The following is an 18,948-nucleotide window of genomic DNA, read 5'->3' on the forward strand; positions in this document are numbered from 1 at the left end:
CGGGCCTACCGTCGCGACGGCTTCGCGACCTTGGCTGCCGCGGACTTCGGCGCGGTCTTCCGGCCGGTCTCGGGCGGAGTCTTCGCTGCCGCCTTTTCCGCGGCAGGCTTCGCCGCCTTGGCCGGAGCCGACTTCGCGGCGGCGGGCTTCGACGCCTTGGCAGGAGCCGCCTTCGCCGCGGCCGGCTTCGAGGCCTTGGCGGGCGCCGCCTTCGCCTCGGCAGGCTTCGGCGCCTTGGCGGGAGCCGTCTTCGCCTCGGCCGGCTTCGACGCCTTGGCGGAAGCCGCCTTCGCGTCGGCGGGCTTCGAGGCCTTGGCAGGAGCCGCCTTCGCTTCGGCGGGCTTCGACGCCTTGGCGGGAGGGGTCTTCGCCACTGCCGGCTTCGCCGCCTTGGCAGGAGCAGCCTTCGCCGCGGCAGGCTTCTCCACCTTGGCCGAACCCTCCTTCGCGGCTGCAGGCTTCGACGCCTTCGCGGCCGCTGCGGGCTTCGCCGATTCAGCCTGCTTCGACGCCTTCGCAGGCGCCGCCCTGGCCTCCGCGGGCTTGGACGCCTTGGCCGGACGAGCCTTCGCGCCAGCGGCCTGCGACGCGTCCGCCGGCTCGACCGGGAGTCGCATCTGGATGGCCGCGACGGGCTTGGCCTTGGCCTTCTTCGCCTTCGGCGGCTCGGGGACGGCCTGGATCTCGACAGGCGGAGCGCTGCCGTTCACGAGCACGTCGCGATCCTGCTGGGTGATGTAGCCGAGGTTCGCGAGGCGATCGAAGACCTGCGCCGCAACCGCCTCCACCCCGCCGACTCCCATGTCGACCTGGATCTCCGGGCTCACCGGCGGCTCGTAGGGGGACTGGACCCCGACCACGTCCTGCAGCTCGCCGGCGAGGGCGCGCCGGTAGATCCCGCGGGTGTCGCGCTCCAGCAGCGTCTCGAAGGGGCTGTCGACGAAGAGCTCGACGAAGCGCCCGATGGCGCGGCGCTGCTCGTCCCGGACCTCGCGATGGGGGCTGACCGACGCCACCACCGGGATCGCGCCGCTGCGCGTCAGCAGGCGCGCCACCCAGCCGAGGAGCCGAACGTTGCGGTCGCGGATCTCGTTGCTGGCGTCAGGGCCTTCGGGCGCGAGATCCTCGAGCTCGCTCATGTCGAGGAGCTCGACCCGCCGTCCGATCAGTGGAAACCGCCGAGCCACGTAGCTTGCGAGCGTGCTCTTCCCCGCGCCGCTCATACCCGTCAACCAGAGGGTGAATCCCTGCTGCGTCTCCATGATGCCTCCGAAGCGTCGTCGAACCCCATTCGCGGATCGGCATTGCCTCGGGATGGGTCGCCTGCTGGCGGCCCGGCAGAGTGCGGCAGATCCTTGATTTATCGACGTTTATACCGGACCTCCACGCCGAGTGCAAGATGGGGCCACTCGGTGGCCCGGCTCCGAGGCGGCCGGGCGAGCCCCCGATACCTGCCTACGCCCCGGCGGTGATACACGCGCCGGATGCGACGGGCTCGTGGTTGCAGGCCGGGAGGCTGCTGGCGGCGCCGCCATCCCACGCCCACAATCCGGCGACGGGCGCTTCGATGCCGAGGATCGCGGCGAGCGCGCGGCTGGCTGCCAGGGAGCCGGCGAGGGACGCGGCCTCCGGCGACGCGGGCAGGCCGGGACGCAGCGGCGGGCAGGCCGAACACGGCAGCCGGGCGCCCGGCTCGAGCCAGCCGACCACAGCGGCCTCCCCCGCCGCGGCGGCAACGAGCACGGGTCCTTCGCCAAGCCAAAGCTCGGTCGAATCGTCCGTGATCCGCGCGCTGGAAGTCTCGATCGACGCCGCCACGTCCGGATTGAAAGCCGAGAGGGCCGAGGCGGCCGCCCGGTCCCGGGGCCGCCCGGAATCCTCCGCCCCGAGGAGCGGAAGGAGGCCGGTCGCCGGCACGGGACGGGGGTCGGAGAGGATCAGCCGCCCGACGCCGGCCAGGCCGAGGTAGGTCACCGCCCAGCAGCCGACCTCGCCGAGGCCGGAGACGTGGATCCGCGACGAGAGGATCTTCTCCTGGCCGACGCCCCCTACCTCCTGGAGGAGGATGTGGCGGGCGTAGCGCTCGATCTGCGGATCGTCCAGCACGCTATCGCTTCTTTCTGAGGACGAGGCGGTGCTCGCCGTCGGCGTGGCCGGGCCCGCTGGAGACGAGCTCGTGCCCTTCGCCGGCGGCGCTCCGCGGGATGTTTCGCAGCGGCTCGTCGCCCCGCAGCAGCACCTCGAGGAGCGCGCCCGAGTCGACCCGCTCGAGGGCGAGCTTCACGCGCACCCAGGTCATCGGGCAGACGTGTGCGCGGATGTCCACCGATGTCAGCTGTTCGCTCATGCGGCGCAGGCCTCCGCGCCGTACCGGGCGGCGTCCAGGGCACGGATCGTGGGCTCGTCGCCGCAGACCGCGCAGGAGGGGTCACGGCCCAGCTTCACGCCGCGGTCACGGCCGGTGAGGGCGTCGTGAACCAGGAGGAGGTCTCCTACAGGGGCGCCCGACAGGATCGCGCCCGCCGCCGTCGCCATCCGCGCGCCCACGATTCCGCATAGCGCGCCGAGGACGCCGGCCTCGGCGCAGGAGGGGACCACCCCCTCCGCAGGAGGCGCCTCGAACAGACAGCGGTAACATGAGGTAACCTTGGGCATGACAGCGAGCACTTGACCGGTGAAGCGGAGGATCCCGCCATGGACCAGGGGCGTTCCCACGAGGACGCAGGCGTCGTTCACGAGAAAGCGCGTGGCGAAGTTGTCGCTGCCGTCAAGGACCACGTCGGCATCGCCCGCGAGGGCCTCTGCGTTCTCGACGGTGAGGCGCTCGCGGATCCCCTCCACGCGGGCGCCGGGTACGAGGGCGGCGAGCCGCTCGAGTGCGACGTCGACCTTGGGCCGGCCCACGTCTCGGGTGCGGAAGAGGAGCTGACGCTGCAGGTTGCTCAGCGAGACGACGTCGTCGTCGAACACGCGGAGCTCGACGCCCGAGCGGGCCAACAGCGGCAAGGTCGCGCTCCCCAGCCCTCCCGCTCCAATCACCAGCGCCCGCTTCGTCCTGCCCATCGGCGCGCATCCTACCGGTTCGCGGCGCCTTGAGAAAGCCGGGCGACGAGCGCGCGATGGCGCATCCCGCTCGGGCCCTCACGAGCCCCCGTGCGCCGGTGTCGATCGATGCCGGCGATCGCGCGTCCACCGGGGTGCTTCCCGCGGACCTCCTCTCGAGCTGGCGGGAGCGACGCCTGGCGGCCCACTCGCGCACCCTCTCCTTCCTCCGGCTCGCCGCCATCATTGTCGGCGTCTGTGTCGCTGCCGTGCCCGGGTGGGCGGCGGCGCTCGGCCTCGACGGCGTCTCCTTCCGCCTCGTCCTCGGGGCGATGGTCGCCTACACGCTCGCGGCGGCTGCCGCGATTCCCCGAGGCGGCAGCGAACCCGGCCGGCTCTCCACCGCAGTCACCTACGCTGCCCTCTGCCTCGACGCCGCCGTCGCCGCCTACGTGATCGCGGCCACGGGCGGCCTCCGCTCGCCGCTGCTCGCGGTCCAGGTGGGGCTCGCCGCGAGCTTCGCCCTCCTCTTCCCGAGGCCGCTCCTGGCCGCGCCGGCGTTCCTCGTGCTTCCGGCCCTCGCGCGGATCGACCGGGCGCTGGGCACCACGGGCGGCTCGCTCTTCGAGATCCTCACCGTGGTGGGCTACGGCGCCCTCGACCTCGCGATCGTCCTCCTGATCGTGGAGGCGAACCGCCGCGAGGAGGAGCGCCTCGAGCAGCTCGTACGCCTCGAGCGCGCCTTGGGCGAGCTCGCCGTGGCCAACGAGCGCGCCCGCCTCTCCCGGGAGATCCACGACGGCCTCGGCGCGTCGCTCTCGAGCCTCTCGCTCCAGACCCAGTACCTGCTGCAGCTCTGTCCCGACGGCGCCCTCCGCGCCGAGATCGAGGAGCTCCGACTGGCGTCCGGCGACGCCCTCGAGGAGCTGCGCCACGCCCTCCACGTGATGCGCGGCGACTTCGATCTGGCCCGCGCGTCCCGCGAGCACTGCGCCGCCATCGAGCGCCGTTGCCGCCTGCCGATCCGCTTCGAGCAGGAGGGCGAGGCTCCCGCGGCCGGAGAGGCGGGCGAGCTACACCTCACCCTCTTCCGCCTGCTGCAGGAGGCGGTCTCGAACGCGGTGAAGCACGCGGGGCCGACCCGGATCGAGGTCCGACTCGCCTTCGCGCCGGGGTCGAGCTCGCTGACCGTGCGCGACGACGGCGCCGGCTTCGATCCCGACGCGCCCAAGGCGGGACACTACGGGCTCCGCGGCATGAGGGAGCGGGCAAAGCGCTGCGGTGGCGAGGTGTGGATCGAGAGCAGTCTGGGCGCGGGTGCGTGCGTCCGAGTCGAATTTCCCAATCGAGAGAGGCCGCCGGCGGCGGCGTGAGAGGAGACGAAAGCGATGAGCGATCCCATCCGCGTGCTGGTCGTCGAGGACCAGCCCAAGATCCTGGAGCCGCTGCTCAAGCTCCTCGGCGGATTTCCCACCGTGTCGATCGTCGGCGCGGCCCGGAGCGGCGAGGAGGCACTCGAGGAGGCCGCACGGCTGCGCCCCCAGGTGGTCCTCTGCGACCTCGGCCTGCCCGGGATCAGCGGGATCGACGTGACCCGCGTGCTCAAATCGCGCCCGGAGCCCACGGAGGTCCTCGTGTTCACGGTCTTCGAGGAGGAGGAGAAGGTCCTCGCCGCGATCCAGGCCGGCGCGTCGGGCTACCTCCTCAAAGGCGCACCGGCTGCCAAGGTCGTCGAGGCAATCGAGGAGGTGCACGCCGGGGGCACGGTGATCCAGCCTTCCCTGGCCCGCAAGCTCCTCGGGCACTTCCGCGCGCCGGTCGATGAGCCCGCGCCGCCGCCGGCGAACGAAGAGGGCCCGAACCTCTCGCCGCGGGAGACCGAGATCCTCCAGCTCATCGCGAAGGGGCTGACCAACCCCGAGGTCGCCGAGATCCTCTCGCTCTCCCGTTCCACCATCCGTACGCACCTCGAGCACATCTACATGAAGCTCGAGGTCACGAACCGGGTCGAGGCCGTGACCGAAGGCCTCCGCAAGCGCCTGATCGAAGCATGAGGCCTCGCGGCGACTCTAGAAAAGCGCCCCCAGCCTCAGGGTGACCGCGAGTTCGTCGCCCGTGCGGCCGGGCGTGCCGTCGCGGAAGACGAAGTCGTAGGTCGCGCGGAGACCGACCGTGAAGTACCGGAGCGTCAGATCGGAGCCGATGCCCAGAGGCACCCTGAAGAAGGTGCCCGGCTGGATTTCGTCGGCTGCCTCCGTGCCGACCAGCCGCCGATGGGTGAGCCCAAGGCCCGCGAGGACGTAGGGCGCCGCCGGCCAGTCGAAGGGATAGACCAGTGCCGCGGAATATCCTCCGTTCTCCACCGCCGCCAGGTTCGCACCGGTCGGGAGCTCCACGGTGAAGACGGAGCCTGAGTAGCCCGCCTCGAGGCCAATGGTCGGGATTGGCCCCCAACTGACGCTCAGGCCGAAGGACGCGCCAGCGTTCAGCTCCTTCGAGCTCGGGAACGCGATCACGCCACCGGCGAGCTGGACGAGGATGCGGCGATCGGGCCGCGCGGCCCGGGCGCCCGAAGGGACCGCGACGAACATCAGCGCCGCGAGCGCGACGAGACGCGGAAGCGCCCCGCCCTCGGTCCACCGGGACGCCCCCCGGCAGGGCACACGGCGACCCGAGGCCATGCCGCTCCGCATCGGTCGACCGCGCTCCACCATCGAAAGCAATGGCCACGCGGGAACCGCTGGGCACCCTGGACCGAAGGTGCACACGCGCCAGGTCGCTTGGTGTCGCTCCGAAACGTCCTGGCGTGTGCAGATCGAAACGCCGCGCCCTTCCTTCGGGTCGGATTCGGCCCCATCTTCCGGCCTCGATCGCGTTCGAAGGGAGCACGCCATGGAGACCTCCGCCGAACGAGCCGCCCGCCCGAGGTCGTCGCCGGAGACCACCCTGGGGGGCGAGCTCCGCTCCGCGATCGACGCCGTCGGTCGCCTCGTCCGCGATCACATCGACCTGGCGAAGCTCGAGATCCGCGAAGAGGCCAAGAAGGCCTCGATCGACGTGGGGCTGGGCCTTGCGGCCATCCCATTCGGGCTCGCGGCGCTGATCATGCTCGACGTCGCCCTCGCGATCGGGCTCTCGAGCTGGGTCCACGGAGCGTGGGCCTTCCTGATCGTCGGAGGGCTCAACCTGATCATCGGCGGCGGGCTCGGGACCTTCTCGGCGGCGCGGCTGAGCCGCAAACGCCGGCTCGAGGCGCTCGAGGCGGAGCTCGACAACAATCGGAGCTTCGCGGCGCAGCTCCGGTCCCGGCTCCGCGCCGGACGGCTCCGGTAGGAGCGCTCGCTCTGCCTCGAAACGCGAACGGCGCGCCCGCCCTCCTCGCCCAAACTTCGGGCGATCGAGCGCGAGCACGCCGTTCGAGACGCTTCGAGCCGGCGACCGCGAGCGGCCGCCAACCTCTCCGCCATCCAGTTACTTCGCGGCCTTGATGGCCTCCTGGAGCTGGGGCGCGATCTGGAAGAGGTCGCCGACCAGACCGTAGTCGGCGATCTGGAAGATCGGCGCGTCCGGATCCTTGTTCACCGCGACGATGACCTTCGAGCCCTTCATGCCGGCGATGTGCTGGATCGCGCCGGAGATGCCGAGGGCGATGTAGAGCTCGGGGGCCACGGTCTTGCCGGTCTGGCCGACCTGGTAGTCGTTGGGCACCCAGCCCGCGTCCACCACGGCGCGAGACGCACCCACGGCGGCGCCCAGCTCGTCGGCGAGGCCGTCCACGGGCTTGAAATCGCCCTTGGTGCCACGGCCGCCGGAGACGACCACCCGGGCCTCGGTGAGCTCGGGGCGGGCGCTCTTCACCTGGCGGAACTCCACGAAGCGGGTCTTCGGCGCGCCCAGGTCGGGGAGCGCGAAGGCCTGCACCGGGGCGGCGGCCGCCGCCTTCTGCGCCGCAGGGAACTCGGTGGTGCGGATGGTGAGGAGCTTCACCGGAGTGGAGATCTCCACTTCGGCGATCACCGAGCCGGCCCACATCGGACGCTTGAAGAGCACCTCGGCGCCGTTGCCGCCGAAGCCGAGCACGTCGGAGGCCATGCCGGCGGAGAGCCGGGCGGCCACGCGGGGCAGGACGTCCTTTCCAATCGAAGTGGAAGCGGAGACCACGAAAGCGGCGCCCGAGTCCTTGGCGGCCTTCTCGATGGCCTTCGACCACGTCTCGGCGAGGGCGTGCTCCACCTTCGCGTCGTCGGCGGCCCAGACCTCGGCAGGACCGTGAGCGGCGAGCTCCGCCGCCGCAGCGCCGATCCCCTTGCCGAGGAGGAGCGCGATCACCTTGCCGCCGGAGCGGCCGGCGAGCTGCTGCCCTGCCGCGAGGGCGTGGAGCGATGCCTTCTTCAGCTTGCCTTCGAGCTGCTCGGCGATGACCAGTACGTTCGACATCTTGTACCTCCTACTTTCACTAAGCCGAGCTGGCTAGATGACCTTGGCTTCGTTCTTGAGCTTGTCCATGAGGGTGGCCACGTCGGGGACCTTCACGCCGCCCTTGCGCGCCGGCGGGCTCGCGAGCGTGCGCACCTTCACCTTGGGCGAGACGTCCACGCCGAGGGCCTCGGGCGTGAGCTCCTCGATGGCCTTCTTCTTCGCCTTCATGATCCCGGGGAGCGAGGCGTAGCGCGGCATGTTCAGCCGCAGCTCGGTGGTCACCACAGCGGGGAGGTCGACGTCCACAATCTCGAGACCGCCGTCCACCTCGCGGATCACCTTCACGTGGTTGCCCTCGATCTGGAGGCCGGGGACCTTGCTCTTCTCCTCGGCGGACTCGAGGCTCTCCACCTTGGCGGCGAAGGTCGCCTGGCCCCAGCCGAGGTACTCGGCGAGGAGCTGGCCCGTCTGGGCCTGATCGTCGTCAACCGCCTGGCGGCCGCAGATCACGAGGTCCGGCTTCTCCTTCTCCACCACCTTGGCCAGGAGCCGGGCGGCGCCGTCGGAGTCGGTCGGGCCGGAGAGCTTCACCAGGATGGCGCGGTCGGCGCCCATGGCCAGCGCGTGACGCATCTCGGTGACGAACTTCTCGTCGCCCACCGAGACCACCACCACCTCACCGCCTCCCTGCTTCTCCTTGATGCGCAGGGCCTCCTCCACGGCGATCTCGTCGTAGGGGTTCGGCTTGTAGTTCATGCCGTCGAGCACGATCCCGGAGCCGTCCGGCTTCACCTTGATCTTCTGCTCCGGATCCTCGACCCGCTTCACTGCGCATAGAATCTTCACTGCTGGCCTCCTCTAAGACCCAAACGCTCGTTCCGAGCTGGTATCGCGGCACCGGGAGATAAGGCCGCGGGTTTGCTGAATCAACCCTTGAGAAGCTCGCGGGCGATCACCATCCGCTGGATCTGCGAGGTGCCCTCGTAGATCTGGATGAGCTTCGCGTCGCGGAAGAGCTTCTCCACGGGATACTCCTTCGAATAGCCGTAACCGCCGAAGATCTGCACGGCGTCGGTGCAGACCTTCATGGCGGTGTCCGCCGCGAAACGCTTCGCGTGCGACGACACCAGGGTGTTGCGCTGGCCTGCGTCAAGCTGGGCGGCCGCCTCGTAGGAGAGCAGCCGGGCCGCGTGGAGCTCGGTCGCCATATCGGCGATCATGAACTGGATCGCCTGGAAGCTCGCGATGGGCTGGCCGAACTGCTTGCGCTCCTTGGCGTAGGCGATGGCGTGGTCCATGGCGGCCCGCCCGATCCCGACCGCCAGCATCGCGGTGAGGGGCCGGGAGTTGTCCAGGGTGCCCATCGCGATCTCCCAGCCCTGCCCCTCCGCCCCGATCCGGTTCGCGACGGGCACCCGGACGTTCTCGAGGGTGAGGGCCACGGTGTTCGAGGCCCGCTGCCCGAGCTTGTCCTCGTGGTGGCCGGAGCTGAGCCCCTCCGGGCGCCCCTCGACCACGAAGCAGGTGATCCCCTTGCGGCCCGCCTTCTTATCGACGGTGGCGAAGATCGTGAACTGGTCGGCGTGGCCGCCGTTCGTGATCCACATCTTCGAGCCGTTCAACACGTAGTGGTCGCCGTCGCGAACCGCGGTGGTGGCGAGGCCCGAGACGTCCGAACCCGCGCCCGGCTCCGTGAGGCCGAACGACGCGAAGCGCAGGGTCTCGCTGAATGGCTTGACCAGGCGCTCCTTCTGCTCGGCCGTGCCGCCGATGAGGATCGGCAGCAGCGCGAGGTCGTTCGCGATCATCGAGGTCGAGATGCCAGCGCATCCCGCGGCGAGCTCCTCCACCACCAGGGCCTGCTCGAAGTGCGAGAGGCCCAGGCCGCCGAGCTCCACCGGCAGGGTCATGTTCATCAGCCCGAGCTCGAAGCCCTTGGCGATCACCGGCAGCGGGAACTCGCCGGTCTGGTCGTAGCCCTTGGCGACGGGCACCATCTCCTCGCGGGCGAACTTGCGGGCGGTGTCGCGCAGGGCGATCTGGTCGGGGGTGAGCTGGAAGTCCATGTTCCGTTCTCCTTTGGTTTTCAGGTCCCTGCTGCGAGGCCACGGGCGAAGAGCTCGGCGAGCTGCTCCGCGTTCTTTTCCAGATCGAAGCGCCGACCGCCCAACAGCCACGAGAGCGCCACCTCGTCCAGGGCGCCGAAGATGGCGCGGCGGAGCGAGCGGGTGTCCACGCCAGCCCGCACGCTCCCGTCGGCGGCCCCGGCCTCGATGATCCGGCCGAGGATGTCGAGGTAGGAGGCGAAGCCGGCGGCCTTGTGGGCCTTCACCAGCCGCGCAGACTGGCGAAGCTCGACGATCAGGACCTGCGCCAGGGCGGGCCGCTCCTGCACCATCCGCAGGTGGGTGCGAACGAAGGTGCGGAGCTGCTCGAGGGCGCCGTCGGTCTTGGCCAGCTCGGCGGACATCAGGGCGTTCAGCTCGACCATCCGCTCCTCGAAGAGGCAGGCGAGCAGATCGTCCTTGTTCTTGAAGTAGAGGTAGATGGTACCGTCGGCGACGCCGGCCTCCCGAGCGACCTCCGCCACCGTCGCGAGGTGGAAGCCCTTCTCGGCGAAGACGCGGATCGCGGCGTCGACGATGCGGGCGCGCTTGTCGCCCTTCGCCTGCTCACGTGCGCTGATCGTCCCGTCTGCCACCGGCCTCGAATCCTCTGAATGAAGGCTCATTCAGATACCGGTGCGGCCCCGCGTCGTCAAGCGCCGCGGCGGACCGTGGAAGCAAGCGGCCCCTTTGCTGTTTCCCGGATTGCAGTGAAACGATCCCCGGCTCGAGGAGCAATCAGCGCACACCGAGGAGACGGTCCCATCACAAATGGAGCGACGAATCGAACCGGACGACCTAGTATGTGACGATCGCCGAGCATACCGGGGCCGCTCGCGCTGGCGCTTCTTTGGCAAGAGCGCTTCCGATGCTCGACCATTTCCGTTCTCGGTTCATCGCGACAAAGGGATCTTCCATGACGTCGGTTCGTTGGATCTTCGCTTTCTCGACGTGCCTTGCCCTACTTTCGTCCTGCGCCTCCGATGGGCCTGGAACGACCGATCCAGGCGAGCTCGCCGTGCGGCTCACCGTCGATCTGGCGCCCGATGGAGACGGCGCCTTCCATGCCAACGGGAAGGTGGGCTTCTCCGTCGAAGTCGAAGGATCACCCGACTCCGTCGAGCTCCTCGGCAACGGCAAGCCCTTGCTCTCAGCCGACCCTTCCCGTCCGTTCGATTGGGACACGACGGCGGACGCGGAGGGGGTCTATACGGTCCAGGCCGTGGCGCGGCGTGATGGCCTCTGGGCCGCGAGCGAGCGGCTTAAGGTCGTCGTCGATCGAACCCCGCCTACTGCCCTGCTTCGCTCTCCCGCTCCGGGAGCCGTGGTCGCGGAGGGCTTCACCGTCGAAGTGGTGTTTTCGGAGCCCGTCCTTCCGCCGACCATCGATGGAGCGTCGGTCCGCCTGACCGCCGGGGGAACCGAGGTCCCGGCCTCGCGCATGCTCTCGTTCGACGGCAAGCTCCTCAGCATCGGTTCTTCGGCGAGGCTGGAGGGGACCGTCGAGATTGCGCTGGAGCTCTCCGACCGGATCTCCGACCTCGCCGGGAACGCGCTCTCCCCCGTGCGCTGGACGTGGATCTCGCCGCCCGATCGCGTGGAGCTGAAGGTCCTCGGCGCCACGAGCTCCTTCGTCTATGCCAATCGCCTCGTCGAATTCCAGCTCTCCTACACCGGGAGCCCCGACGAGCTCGCGCTGGTACGAAGTGGAAGCCTCTGGCAGGAGCTTTCGGGCGATTCCTTCACGTGGGACGTGACGGATGTGCCGGACGGTGAGTTCAAAATCTCCGGGATGGCGACCTATGGCGGTCGCCAGGTCCTCAGCGATCCCATCACGGTCCGCGTCGATCACCAGCGGCCGACGGCAACCCCGACGAGCCCACTCGAGGTGTGGCCGACAGGCCCCTCGACCCTGCGGATCGACTTTTCCAAGGACATCCTCCCGGCTTCGATCACGGAGGCGTCGGTGCGGACCGAGTCCGAGCGCGGGTCGTCGATTCGAGCGACCGCATCGCTCGAATGGAACAGAACCACGATGACCGTCTCGATCGAGGGCGTCGAGGTCGCAGACCGGCTTACCCTTCACCTCACGGACTCCATCACGGATAAGGCCGGAAACCCCCTCGTGCCCGCCACCTTCCAGTTCGTCGCCTCCGCTTGGAACACGGTGGGGGGGAGGCTCGTCGCCCAGGACAAGCGGGGCTTTGGGTCCACCATCACCGCCCGCTCGGGCGGTCGGCCTATCGTGGCCTGGACAGAACGGGTGGGCAGGGCGAGCTCAACCGGCGTCGTGCGCATGAGGCAGTGGAGTGGCAGCTCGTGGACCCCGATGCCCGAGCCCACCGGCGCGCGCTCCTTCGAGCCGGTGCTGGCGTCGACCTCCGACCATCGGCCGGTCGTCGCATGGACCGAGCGCTCGGATCAGATCGGACTGGGCTCCCAGCTCTACGTCAGCACGTGGGATGGTTCGAGCTGGCAGCCCCTCGGCGACTCGAGCCTGAACATCGATCCCGGCTTCGACGCCAAGGAGCCGGCGCTGGCCCTCGACGACTCGGACAGGCCAGTCGTAGCGTGGCGGCAGCAGGTGAACGGCAGCCCTTCGGGGTTCGGCGATACCCATGTATTCGTGAAGCGCTGGACCGGATCGGAGTGGGAGCAGCTAGGGACGAGCGCGCTGGCGACCGATGGATCGAGCATCAGTGTCTCTGTCGCGGTCGACGCGGAGGGCTCGCCCGTGGTGGCCTGGTCCCAGGGCGGCCTGCAGGTTCGGCGGTGGGATGGGGAGGCGTGGGTCCCGGTGGGGAGCGGACCGTCGGCGCCGAACGCGTCCTTGCCCAAGCTCGTAACGGATCCAGCGGGCGGCCTCGTGCTCGCGTGGATCGAGTCAGGCACCGGCTGGACCTCTCTCATCCAGGCGAGACGATGGAACGGCTCGGAGTGGAATCTGCTCGGCGACGGGCCGGTGAATGTCGCAGGCAGAAGTTGGATTGGCACACTGTCCCTGGCGCTCGATCCCGCGGGCAAGCCCATCCTCGCGTGGGGCGAGAATCGCGGGCACACCGGATACCTCTATCTCGCGCGATGGGACGGGAGCACCTGGACAGACGTGGGGACCGAGGGCTACACCTACGGGGAACTCTGGCAAGGGCTTTCCCTCGCGATGGACGGTGAGCGGCCTCTTGTCGCCCTCGGGCTCGGCGACGGCACGATCCTGGTCCGCAGTCCAGTGCGCTGACCAGCAACTCGGAGCGTGGTGGAGATCTGAGGTGGAGCGCTTGCGACGCTCCACCTCGCGCTGGGCTTGATCCGCCCTCGTGAGCTGGGGCAACTCCCACACCGGGTTCGCCAGCGGGCAGCGTCCCCAACTCAATTCATAGGATCGCCGAGGTTGTCGAACTGGTCCAAGCGATAGCGATAGACCCTATCGACAATGCCTACTTTGCCGGGCTCGTCGAAATCCACGTTGAAGTAGATGTAGGTCTCGTCGACCACGACGCTCGACGTTTTGAGGCTACGACCCGCCGGTGTTGGAAACATGCGGATCTTCCAATCCGAGAGGCGGACGAGGGCGATACCGACGCTACCGTCATCGGCTTTGAGCCGAGTTGCCGCGAAATCCTCCCAGGTCGAGAGGACCTCAGCCTGGTAGGCGCGATCGAGAGCCGGACTCTGCCTCAGGTCCCCGCCAGTTCGCGAGAGAGTGAAGAACTGGGGGCTTAGGAGCGGCTTCCCGCAGGAGAGACTCCCAGTCGCGGGTGCTCCGCGGAATCCAACCACTCGATCGGCTCCAACTCCGAGGCCACAGACCTCACCGTTGATTTGCCCAAGCAAGCGGACATCGTCCTTCGACACCCACGCCTGGATCATTGAAACCAGGGGACCTACGATTGGCGTCTCGGACCAAACTGCGAGTCCGTGATTTCCTGCACCCGCAATCGCGAGGTTCGAAGTCGCGAGACTGAAGGTCGAGCTGCTTCCGGCACCGTCCATTACCTGCAGAGCCTGGTCACAGGCGAAGAACACCATCGAGGGAGACGATTCCAGGTCGAAGACCTTACACCACGTGGAAAATCGCAAATCGTCAGTATCCCACGGCTGCTTGAACTCCCAGCCCTTTGTCGGATCGAACGACGCGAAAATCGTCCCCTTCCTCGGGTTATCTCGAACCATAAGGGTCGTAGCAGTCTCAGGGCGGAGAGTAAGGAGCCCGTCCGGCGCCTGATTCGAAGCCACTGGCACCAACCGAAGCGCGGCAACGGTTTCACCGTCTTTGAGACGCACGAGGCGTCGCACCAGGTTCGATGAACCATCCTCCCTCTGAAGAGTGTGAACAACCGTCACGTAGGGATGAGTTGCGAGCCCAATTCCCAACGCGCTCATCCCGACCTCGGTCGTCAGGTCGAACTCGCTCACGGACGTTGATTCGCACCCGCCGCCGCAGCCCTCCCACTTCAGCGGCTTGAACCGCAGCCCGGATGAAAGGCCCTGCTGGAGCCTGAACCCCTCGGGGGGCTCCCGTAGCGCCACTTCTGGCCAGACCGAGGGGTCTTCGATCCAATCGGCTTCTTCGCTCCCTCCGCCACTCCCCCCAGTTCCGCCGTCCGGCGGGGGCGCATTCGAACAGGAACTTGCCAGAAGGCTGAGCGCCGCTGCCAGCACCGCCCAGGTCGAAACACGCATGACTTCCTTCCCTTCACACTTGTGGAGAATCAACCTCAGTTCACAGGATCGCCGATATTGTCGAACTGGTCGAGACGGTATCGGTAGATTCTATCGAGCTCCCTGAACCTGGGCCACTCGTCATATCCCACGCTGAAGTAGAGGTAGTGGTCGTCAACAACGACTCCCGACAGCGCCAGAGTTCGCCCCGGCGGGGTGGGGAATCTACGCATCTTCCAGTCCGAGAGACGCACGAGCGTCACGCTCACGCGATCCGGCCCCGTCGCCGAGGGAGGACGATCCATTACGACAGCTGCGAAGTCTCCCCAAGTCGAGACTGCGCCGACGCCATATGGCCCGTCGAGAACCGGGCCCTCGCGCAGATCAGCGTCGCTCCTGGAAAGGGAGAAGAAGCGGGGGTTCACGAGCGCGCTTCCGCAGAGGTCCGAGCTGACGGGCCCGTCGCCCCGGAATCCGACTACACGTTTGGCGCCAACGCCGAGCCCGCATACATCTCCGGGAAGCTCCCCGAGAGATCGGACTTCTCCTTCGACTGACCGCGCCCTGATGCGAGATTTCCTGGGTCCCTCAACGGAAAACTCGGACCATACGGCCAACCCGAAGTTGCCGGCACCGACCATCGCGCCTTGCGATTCCGGCAGAGTGACAATCGTGCTGCTTCCAGAATCGACCATCATCTGCAGTCCCTGAAGTCCACAAGGAAAATAGAGCGACGGTGGTGATGATTCCAGATCAAATGGTTCACACCATGCTCCGCGCTGACGATCGGAGTCCCACGGCTCCCGGAAGGTCCAACCCATATCAGGGTCAAACTGTGCGTAAAGGGTGCCATTTTGGGGACCTCCAAGTACCATGGCCATAGCAGCGGATTCAAACCTGTACGTAAACGCTCCCTCCGAGTCCAACGACGAGGGCGTTATTCGAAGCGAAGCCATCGTGGCGCCATCCGACAAGCGAATGACCCTCCGAAAATTATGCCATTTCCCGTCCTTCTTCTTGAGGCCATGACCCACTGCGACGAAGGCACGAGTCTCGCTTCCAACTCCAATCGCGCTCATCGCGACTTCGCCCGTCGTGTCGAACGCGTCCAAAGCTGTGGCCTCGCAGCCCACACCACAGCTTTCCCACTGAAGAGTGGGAAACCGAAGCTTCGAGGGTACACCTTGTTGAAGAATGAAATCACCTGCAGGAATCTGGAGTTTCACCTCCGGCCAAATCCTCGGGTCGTCGATCCACGCAGTATCGTCAGAACCTCTCTGGCCTGCTGCGCCTCCAGTCCCATTGTGACCCGCCTCGCCGCCGAGTCCGCCAGTTCCTCCAGTTCCAGAGGTGCTTAGGCCTGCGGCCCCCCCTGTCGCAACGTCGCCCGGTCCATGCGGAGGTTCCGGCGCTCGTGAACAGGATGCCGCGAGGAGGACGAACGTTCCCACCAATGTCGAATATCGCCTTGCTCGCCGCATACTTCCGTTCCTTCTTGTCGTTCGGATTATCGAGGACGATCGGGGGCGGCATCGTGTTCGCAAGCCGCCCCCGATCTGACTCACAGGTTACAGGCCAGTACAGGGCGTATACTGGGAGAACGACTGCGCCGAAAGCGAGAGCAAACGCATCTGGTTACGCTCCTCGCGTTCCATCCATACCGGAACCAGGTCGCTCCGGCGAGGCTCGTCGTATAGGACGCCTTCATCCGTGAACTTGCCGCCGAACTTGGCGTCCGCCCCCGATGGCATATAGCGCCAGGCCTCGAGGCCACGACCGCGGGCCGACGCGAAGATGGTCAGCGCCCCGGTCGAATCGACAGCCAGGGCGGTCTTCTCGTAGAGACCGGGCTGACGCGGAACAGTCAGCAGGTTGTCGCGCCGCCCGTTTGCGAGGTCATACGAAACGAGACTGACGGTCTTGCCCGCATCCTCGACCTGCAAGAGATAGAGACGGTTTCGAACGGTATCAAGGGCGATGCCGAGATTCTCGTCGTCCGGCTCGTACTCGAAGGTGGCGAAGCCAGCAACACCGGTGGAGAGATCGTAACGACGAAGGCCGGGGTCGGAGTCCCTACCCACGAGGTAGAGGATTCCCTGGAGCCCGGAGAAGGCGCCCCGTTCCTCGTCGGAGATCTGCACCGCGCCGATGAAGCCCATGCCCGAGTCGTACTCAGGATCGCCGTCGATGTCGATCTGTCCGTCCTTCAGCGTGAGTGGAAGGGGCAGACCTGCTCCAGTGCCCTCACGTGGGACGAGAACGCCAACGTATGCATCGAACCTGGCCAATACAGCAGGCTCCTCAGCAGCAGGGACCCAGCGCCATTTTCCGGAGGACATGAGCTCGGTCAAACGAGGTGAAACGCCGTCGAAGGCATCGACTGCCGCCCCGTCACGACGAACCAGACCAACCCAGCCTGCATCGAAGACGAAGGGACGGATTCTGTCGAGGATTCGATCCTCCGGCGGGTTCCAGACTCGGGCCAGCGGATGCTCCCATCCGAGACAGTTCGGGAACGAACAGGGGCCAAACCGCCAATCGCGCTTGTAGATCTCGTAATTTGGCGTATCAAACATCCGGACTACCGTCCGAAGGTTCCACGAACCGGCGTCGCGAGTGCTCGCGAAAACGCCGTTCACGCGAGTCACAATGGAAGCGACGAGCCCATGTGTCCTCAAGGGGTTCGCCGGATCCCTATCGACCGGATTGTTGGACCTCATGATGTCGTCAAAGGAGTTCCAGACAAACGAGTAGGGATGAGAGACGTTGGTGTCGAACCGGAGCGACCGGCCTGTCGGAGGGAATGGAGCGGCGTTCGGCTCGACCGCCACAGTGAGAGGCTTCCAGCCATTGAGGACGCGATCGGCCCAACGAGGCCGGCATTCGATCCGGTCCGCGCAGCTCGCTTCCGTTTGATACCGCCCGCCTGAAATGCAGGAGCAGTGCTGAAATACCGTCGGCTGTGAAATCGAAGTCACGAATCGAGTCCCGTCGAACCCGAGCCAAGAGTGGCCCTCGATTGTCTGATAATCGACGCCTTCGGCACCCAGGCCGAATGGGGGAGCAAACTCCCGATAAACCGGCGGCTCGCCCTGCGCGAAGTCGTAAACCGGCACGGGGTCGCACACGTCTCCGAGCCTCGACACGTTCACGTCATTCTCGATATGGAGATTGGCGTTCCGGTTTTCGGGGTCCCAGTCGTACGGACAGTAATCGCAGGCGTCAGGAACGCCATCGCCATCCCAGTCTGCGAGTTGGCTGCAACGGCCCGGAAGGGGTCGGCCGTCTTTGTCGTAGTCGAAGAGGCAGATGCCTGCTCGAGCGCTCTCGCAGGTCGTGGAGCCGGAGAGGCAAGGGAGGAAGTGGAGCGCCATGCCCGGGCAGCCGTTACAGGCGTCACCGACGGTACCCCCATTCGAGATTGTCTGGGGCGCGTCTTTCATCGGGCATGAGTCGCAGACATCGCCCACGCCATCTCCGTCGCTGTCGATCTGCCGGGAGTTGGCACAACTCCGGCCGTCCCCCAAAGCCGCACATCGCGAGGGCGGACAGTTATCACAGGCGTCGCCCACGCCGTCGTTGTCCTCGTCGAGCTGATCGGGGTTGAAGCATCGAGAGAGCGGCCAGCCGCGGGCGACGCAGAGCGACGGGGGGCAGTTATCAAACTGATCGGGGACACCGTCACCGTCGGCATCGGGGATGAACGGAGTCAGGTCCGTTCCAATTCCGTCGATTGTCCCGAGGTGAGCCCAGGCCTGGTGCGAGGATCCATCCCACCAGCCGCGGTCGCCGGAGGTCACGCCAAGGAGCACGTACTCTCCCGTCTGAATGTCCATTCCGAAGAGTGCGCCGCCCGAATCGCCGGAATCCATCATCGCCTGCCCCGTTCCGTATGGCGCCCATATCTCCGGGAAGTCGAGACATGTGGATCCAGCGACCTTAAACCGATTGCATTTCCGCCTCTCCGCGGTGACCCAGTTGACCGGTCCATAGCGGCGCTTTTGGTCCCAGACGACGTTGCCCTGGTAGTCGCGGCTTAGTCCGTAGCCTACTTGGATGAAACCGCCGCGGCGATTCCTGGACATGAACTCCTTGACGCTTCCGGCGTTGTAGGCGGGGATTTTCTTGACGAGAGACATTGGGACATCTCGATCGAGCGTCAGCAGGACGATGTCGCGGCCACTCACTCTGTTTCTAGGCGTTCTACCGAACGTCTCCCGATCGATTTCTTTGAACTCTGGATAGTTTCGGTCCTGAGCGAAGCTGACCCGGATGCTTCCCACACTGTCGCCGACGACGCAGTGACCTGCTGTGACGACATGGCGTCGGGAAACGAGAGTGCCCGAGCACTCCCTGTTCGTATCCGGGCGGCGAACGAAAGCTACCGCTCCCGCAACGCCTTTCCAGGTTGAGAGCTCTTCGGCCTTGGAGATGGTGGGGTAGTCCGGTTGGAAGGTGCCGTAGATAGGCTGGGCGCTCTGGTCTACGACTTCATCGACAGGAGTGACCTCGCCCGCCTGACACGCTGCCAGCATGATCAGCAGTGACGCAGTGACGCAGTGACGCAGTGCAACGACTCATGACTCCCTCCATCATGGTGCGTGTGGATGCTGCGAATTGCCCGAAAACTTTCTACCGCCATCGCCAGCATAACATCAACTCTTCTGAGCCGACTAGAAATCATGAGCAAATCCAGAGACATGGACGCGATGGAATTTGCTCG

General features: G+C 66.9%; 16 protein-coding genes. 4 read left to right on the top strand and 12 right to left on the bottom strand.

Annotated features, from left to right (window positions below; translation table 11 throughout):
- Nucleotides 1–5 precede the first annotated feature (5 nt).
- The 4 genes from AKJ08_RS20655 to AKJ08_RS10475 all read right to left on the bottom strand — a co-directional run bounded on the left by AKJ08_RS20655 (nt 6) and on the right by AKJ08_RS10475 (nt 3,063).
- Entirely contained in the window at nt 6–1,262 is a 1,257-nt protein-coding gene (locus AKJ08_RS20655) for an adenylyl-sulfate kinase (RefSeq protein ID WP_082343047.1), read from the bottom strand.
- Nucleotides 1,263–1,455: 193 nt separating this feature from the next.
- On the bottom strand, nt 1,456–2,106 hold the full coding sequence (locus tag AKJ08_RS10465) for a HesA/MoeB/ThiF family protein (RefSeq protein ID WP_050726017.1): 651 nt from the start codon (nt 2,104–2,106) through the stop codon (nt 1,456–1,458).
- Nucleotide 2,107: 1 nt separating this feature from the next.
- Nucleotides 2,108–2,347: a sulfurtransferase TusA family protein gene (locus AKJ08_RS10470; RefSeq protein WP_050726018.1), complete on the bottom strand. Its 240-nt coding sequence runs from the start codon at nt 2,345–2,347 to the stop codon at nt 2,108–2,110.
- The gene (locus tag AKJ08_RS10475; RefSeq protein WP_050726019.1) at nt 2,344–3,063 is read right to left on the bottom strand and encodes a HesA/MoeB/ThiF family protein; all 720 of its coding nucleotides are present in this window, start codon (nt 3,061–3,063) and stop codon (nt 2,344–2,346) included. The genes AKJ08_RS10470 and AKJ08_RS10475 overlap by 4 nt, the downstream gene beginning before the upstream one ends.
- A 56-nt stretch (nt 3,064–3,119) precedes the next feature.
- On the opposite strand from AKJ08_RS10475, the gene AKJ08_RS10480 reads away from it, so the two are divergent.
- Together AKJ08_RS10480 and AKJ08_RS10485 are read left to right on the top strand one after the other, a co-directional pair.
- Nucleotides 3,120–4,415 (top strand): sensor histidine kinase, encoded by a 1,296-nt coding sequence (locus AKJ08_RS10480; RefSeq protein WP_050726020.1) that lies wholly within the window; start codon nt 3,120–3,122, stop codon nt 4,413–4,415.
- Between the two features lie 15 nt (nt 4,416–4,430).
- Entirely contained in the window at nt 4,431–5,096 is a 666-nt protein-coding gene (locus AKJ08_RS10485) for a response regulator (RefSeq protein WP_050726021.1), read from the top strand.
- A gap of 15 nt (nt 5,097–5,111) precedes the next feature.
- On the opposite strand, the gene AKJ08_RS19800 is transcribed toward AKJ08_RS10485, so the two are convergent.
- Nucleotides 5,112–5,723: a hypothetical protein gene (locus AKJ08_RS19800; RefSeq protein ID WP_169788801.1), complete on the bottom strand. Its 612-nt coding sequence runs from the start codon at nt 5,721–5,723 to the stop codon at nt 5,112–5,114.
- A 211-nt stretch (nt 5,724–5,934) separates the two neighbouring features.
- Between AKJ08_RS19800 and AKJ08_RS19805 the strand changes: the two genes are divergently transcribed.
- On the top strand, nt 5,935–6,375 hold the full coding sequence (locus AKJ08_RS19805) for a phage holin family protein (RefSeq protein WP_050726023.1): 441 nt from the start codon (nt 5,935–5,937) through the stop codon (nt 6,373–6,375).
- Nucleotides 6,376–6,513: 138 nt separating this feature from the next.
- Here the strand turns inward: AKJ08_RS19805 and AKJ08_RS10500 are convergent, their stop codons facing one another.
- The 4 genes from AKJ08_RS10500 to AKJ08_RS10515 all read right to left on the bottom strand — a co-directional run bounded on the left by AKJ08_RS10500 (nt 6,514) and on the right by AKJ08_RS10515 (nt 10,162).
- Complete coding sequence (locus AKJ08_RS10500) at nt 6,514–7,479, bottom strand: electron transfer flavoprotein subunit alpha/FixB family protein (protein WP_050726024.1); 966 nt, start codon at nt 7,477–7,479, stop codon at nt 6,514–6,516.
- A gap of 33 nt (nt 7,480–7,512) precedes the next feature.
- The gene (locus tag AKJ08_RS10505) at nt 7,513–8,307 is read right to left on the bottom strand and encodes an electron transfer flavoprotein subunit beta/FixA family protein (RefSeq protein WP_050726025.1); all 795 of its coding nucleotides are present in this window, start codon (nt 8,305–8,307) and stop codon (nt 7,513–7,515) included.
- An 80-nt stretch (nt 8,308–8,387) separates the two neighbouring features.
- Complete coding sequence (locus AKJ08_RS10510) at nt 8,388–9,527, bottom strand: acyl-CoA dehydrogenase family protein (RefSeq protein WP_050726026.1); 1,140 nt, start codon at nt 9,525–9,527, stop codon at nt 8,388–8,390.
- A gap of 20 nt (nt 9,528–9,547) precedes the next feature.
- A complete protein-coding gene (locus tag AKJ08_RS10515; RefSeq protein WP_050726027.1) occupies nt 9,548–10,162 on the bottom strand; it encodes a TetR/AcrR family transcriptional regulator in 615 nt (204 codons plus the stop codon).
- 422 nt (nt 10,163–10,584) lie between these two features.
- On the opposite strand from AKJ08_RS10515, the gene AKJ08_RS10520 reads away from it, so the two are divergent.
- Nucleotides 10,585–12,801: an Ig-like domain-containing domain gene (locus AKJ08_RS10520; protein ID WP_169788802.1), complete on the top strand. Its 2,217-nt coding sequence runs from the start codon at nt 10,585–10,587 to the stop codon at nt 12,799–12,801.
- Between the two features lie 131 nt (nt 12,802–12,932).
- Here AKJ08_RS10520 and AKJ08_RS10525 read toward each other — a convergent pair whose 3' ends face one another.
- The 3 genes from AKJ08_RS10525 to AKJ08_RS10535 form a co-directional block, all read right to left on the bottom strand.
- Nucleotides 12,933–14,279 carry a hypothetical protein gene (locus AKJ08_RS10525; RefSeq protein ID WP_157370610.1) on the bottom strand — a complete coding sequence of 449 codons (1,347 nt, stop codon included), beginning with the start codon at nt 14,277–14,279 and terminating at the stop codon, nt 12,933–12,935.
- A 2-nt stretch (nt 14,280–14,281) separates the two neighbouring features.
- The gene (locus tag AKJ08_RS19285) at nt 14,282–15,451 is read right to left on the bottom strand and encodes a hypothetical protein (RefSeq protein WP_157370611.1); all 1,170 of its coding nucleotides are present in this window, start codon (nt 15,449–15,451) and stop codon (nt 14,282–14,284) included.
- 342 nt (nt 15,452–15,793) lie between these two features.
- Complete coding sequence (locus AKJ08_RS10535) at nt 15,794–18,760, bottom strand: trypsin-like serine protease (protein ID WP_082343052.1); 2,967 nt, start codon at nt 18,758–18,760, stop codon at nt 15,794–15,796.
- Between the last annotated feature and the right edge of the window lie 188 nt (nt 18,761–18,948).

This window comes from Vulgatibacter incomptus, assembly GCF_001263175.1.
Taxonomy (GTDB): domain Bacteria; phylum Myxococcota; class Myxococcia; order Myxococcales; family Vulgatibacteraceae; genus Vulgatibacter; species Vulgatibacter incomptus.